This is a genomic window from Bartonella sp. AP150HLJHH (assembly GCF_042196385.1).
Classification (GTDB): Bacteria; Pseudomonadota; Alphaproteobacteria; order Rhizobiales; family Rhizobiaceae; genus Bartonella.
Map to the genome: position 1 here is coordinate 3,389 of NZ_JBHIQC010000049.1, position 2,888 is coordinate 6,276.

Annotated in this window: 5 protein-coding genes; 2 read left to right on the top strand and 3 right to left on the bottom strand. The window is 36.9% G+C overall.

Annotation, left to right across the window (positions count from 1 at the left end):
* The 3 genes from ACFING_RS09045 to ACFING_RS09055 form a co-directional block, all read right to left on the bottom strand.
* The coding region (locus ACFING_RS09045) for a hypothetical protein (protein ID WP_375630578.1) at positions 1-524 on the bottom strand (524 nt) is incomplete at its 3' end.
* 11 nt (positions 525-535) lie between these two features.
* Positions 536-862 carry a dATP/dGTP diphosphohydrolase domain-containing protein gene (locus tag ACFING_RS09050; RefSeq protein ID WP_375610982.1) on the bottom strand — a complete coding sequence of 109 codons (327 nt, stop codon included), beginning with the start codon at positions 860-862 and terminating at the stop codon, positions 536-538.
* A 574-nt stretch (positions 863-1,436) separates the two neighbouring features.
* A complete protein-coding gene (locus tag ACFING_RS09055) occupies positions 1,437-1,688 on the bottom strand; it encodes a helix-turn-helix transcriptional regulator (RefSeq protein WP_273791720.1) in 252 nt (83 codons plus the stop codon).
* A gap of 91 nt (positions 1,689-1,779) precedes the next feature.
* Here ACFING_RS09055 and ACFING_RS09060 point away from each other — a divergent pair, with 91 nt between their 5' ends.
* Both ACFING_RS09060 and ACFING_RS09065 read left to right on the top strand, forming a co-directional pair.
* Positions 1,780-2,082: a helix-turn-helix domain-containing protein gene (locus ACFING_RS09060; RefSeq protein ID WP_183229374.1), complete on the top strand. Its 303-nt coding sequence runs from the start codon at positions 1,780-1,782 to the stop codon at positions 2,080-2,082.
* Positions 2,083-2,288: 206 nt separating this feature from the next.
* The gene (locus ACFING_RS09065) at positions 2,289-2,669 is read left to right on the top strand and encodes a hypothetical protein (protein WP_375630469.1); all 381 of its coding nucleotides are present in this window, start codon (positions 2,289-2,291) and stop codon (positions 2,667-2,669) included.
* Positions 2,670-2,888 lie beyond the last annotated feature (219 nt).

The following is a 2,888-nucleotide window of genomic DNA, read 5'->3' on the forward strand; positions in this document are numbered from 1 at the left end:
TGAACATCTGCTTTTAGTGCCTGTATCTTTTCACTTTTCCGTGTAAAATCTTCTCGATACGCATCTATCTTTTGTTTCAATTCTTTAATTTCCTCCTCACGTTCTTTAATCTCTTGCTTCAGTTCATCAATTTCCTCGTCGTCATGTTCTTCTATCTTTTGTTTCAATTCTTTAATTTCCGTATCACGTGATTGAACATCTGCTTTTAGTGCCTGTATCTTTTCACTTTTCCGTGTAAAATCTTCTCGATACGCATCTATCTTTTGTTTTAGTTCTTCAATCTCTTGCTTCAGTTGTTTAATTTCCTTGTCACGTTCTTCAAGATCCGCATCACATTCATCAATTGTCTGCTTGCTTTCCTTTAAATACCTAAACTCATTCTCTTTCATTTTTTTCTTAATATCTTGAACCTGCTCTTTAAGTGCTTTAACTTGATCGCGATAATGCAATGCAATACGAAACATCACTCCGCTTAAGAGCAAAACTGAAACCACTGCTATCCATAAAATCTCATTCGAACTCATCTTTATCTCCTTTAATTTTTATGAGGGCGGTCATCATGACCAATCTGTTGTGCTTCGCATTCCATTAAAAAAAGAATGCAACAAGCCGCATGTGCCAAGTGTGATAAATCACTCTCAGCATCCTTATGCTCTCCACCAAACCATGCTAATAAATGACGTAAAGCAGCACCGTGTAACCTGCTCCAGTGCATGCCATTACGCCAATTGTTTGCTCCGTACTTCTTTGCCCCAAACTCTAAAACTTTACCAATTTCAAGCAGTGCCAACGGCGGTATAAGCTCTACACGAGGCTTACCATCATCATTCTTATGCGCTTCATTTGCATTATGTGAACACATATAAACTCTGTCGCCACCATATTCTTCAGTGCCGCAAACATATGCATTTCCATAAATCTTGGCCTTACCATAAACCACGGCATGACCGAACACCTTAGCAGCATCACAAACCTTGGCATAACCACAAACCTTGGCGTTGCCATAAACCTTGGCGCTGCCATAAACATGGATATTATCGTAAACGTAAGCATTACCAAAAACCGCAGCTTCATCACAAACCTTGGCATTGCCAAATACATGCGCATTACCACAAACCTTGGCGTTGCCATAAATCGCAGCTGCTAAAAGAACATTGGCATTCTCATAAACACGGGCATTGTCATAAACATGAGAAAAACCAAGAACCTTGGCATTGCCAAAAACACGTGCATCACCATAAACCCATGCCCTATTCCCAACCCAACAATCGCCCTCATGAGAGAGGTTGCCTTCACTCTCTACAAAACCACCAACATCACCTGCTTTAACTTTTCCAAAGCTTCTCAATGCACGAATGCGGTGAAGTGTTCTGCCATCAAACTCAATTGTTTCATCAGTAAGTTCGTATTTCTTTTCTACAGCCATCATCACCTCCTTAAGGCTGCAAAGTCTCACGCGCGCTATCAACGCCGGAACTTTTTGCAATTGAAGGAAAATTCTCTTGATACCAATCGCTAGGGCTTATGTAATTATCGGTAACTTCTGCTATCTTTTTTATTATCTTAGGATGCGGAAATCGCTTCTTATTTACATAGCGTGCTACAGATGCTTGCGTAACACCTACCAAAATCGCAAACTCGGCATAAGTAATATTATTCTTTGATAAATACAGTTTTAGTTTAGACATTCCTTTTTATACCATATCGGTATTATTAAAACAAGGAAATTTTACCATATTGGCATTTGAAAGGATTTTTTTTTTAATTAGGATAAGAATCATGAATAATTTGAAATTTTTCAGACAAAAAGTCGGTTTAACTCCAAAAGAATTAGCCGAATTGGTGGGAACTAGTCAGCCACAAATTTTTCGTTTAGAAAATGGGCAACGAAAATTAACAAAAGAGTGGGCTATACGTTTGGCACCACACTTAAAAATTACTCCCAAACAATTGTTGTTTTCAGGAAATAAGCCTAATAGCTTAGATGAACAAATTGAAGATATGTTAGAGCATCTAAGCTACGATAATAAGGTTAAACTTCTGGATCTCCTTTCTTCATTTTATCAAGATAAAAAAGAATAAACTCTCTTTTTTCATCTTCTGTCAATTTATTCCATAGTTCCAATATTTGCGTATTAATTGACCATTTTTCATCCATTTGTTCTACTCATAAAAAATAAAAAATAAAAAATAACCATTTTGGTATTGACTTTAAATTACCATTTTGGTATCAAGATATCCCATATCTTAGAAAATAACTTTTGCCAATAGGCAGTATGGAGGCATTTGTGAATAAACCAGTGTTTATAAATTCTGATGAAATTCTCTTAGTCATCTGCGAAAATGAAGAGCAAAATCTCGCTAAATCTGGTCCTTTCTTAGAAGAAAGTGACATGATCAAATTTATCGACCAAGCCGATAATGCTGTCCAAATTTTGCGTATTGAACCAACGACTAATCGTTGCGAAGATATCTCTGAAGATATTGCCGAATTCTATCTTAAAGAATGTGAAGAGCAGTGTTTCAACGGAAACATTCCTCACGATTTTATTCTACACAGCACAGCATACGGTTTTTTTTTAGATGATATAAAACAGCGCGAATATGATGATGCAATGTATGGTTCTTACGAAAAACAACACCGTTTGCGTCCTTGTGATGTGCTTTAAAAGCTAAAGGCGTTTTTAAAAGACGCCACCTTTTCAAAAAATTCACCACACAATGCAATGCCGTTCTTTTGCAAGAACGACAAAGGCAGAATCTAACTTAAAGGAGTAAAATCATGGAAAAGAAGTACGAACTTACTGATGGGAAAGCTGAGTTTAAAGGGGTAACTCTTCACCGTATCCGCGCTTTAAGAGACTTTGGAGTTATTAAAAAAGGTAATT

Bases quoted from the DNA above. Each gene is read 5' to 3' on its own strand.
- ACFING_RS09055 (WP_273791720.1), bottom strand. From the start codon at position 1,688: ATGTCTAAACTAAAACTGTATTTATCAAAGAATAATATTACTTATGCC.
- ACFING_RS09060 (WP_183229374.1), top strand. From the start codon at position 1,780: ATGAATAATTTGAAATTTTTCAGACAAAAAGTCGGTTTAACTCCAAAA.
- ACFING_RS09050 (WP_375610982.1), bottom strand. From the start codon at position 862: ATGTGTTCACATAATGCAAATGAAGCGCATAAGAATGATGATGGTAAG.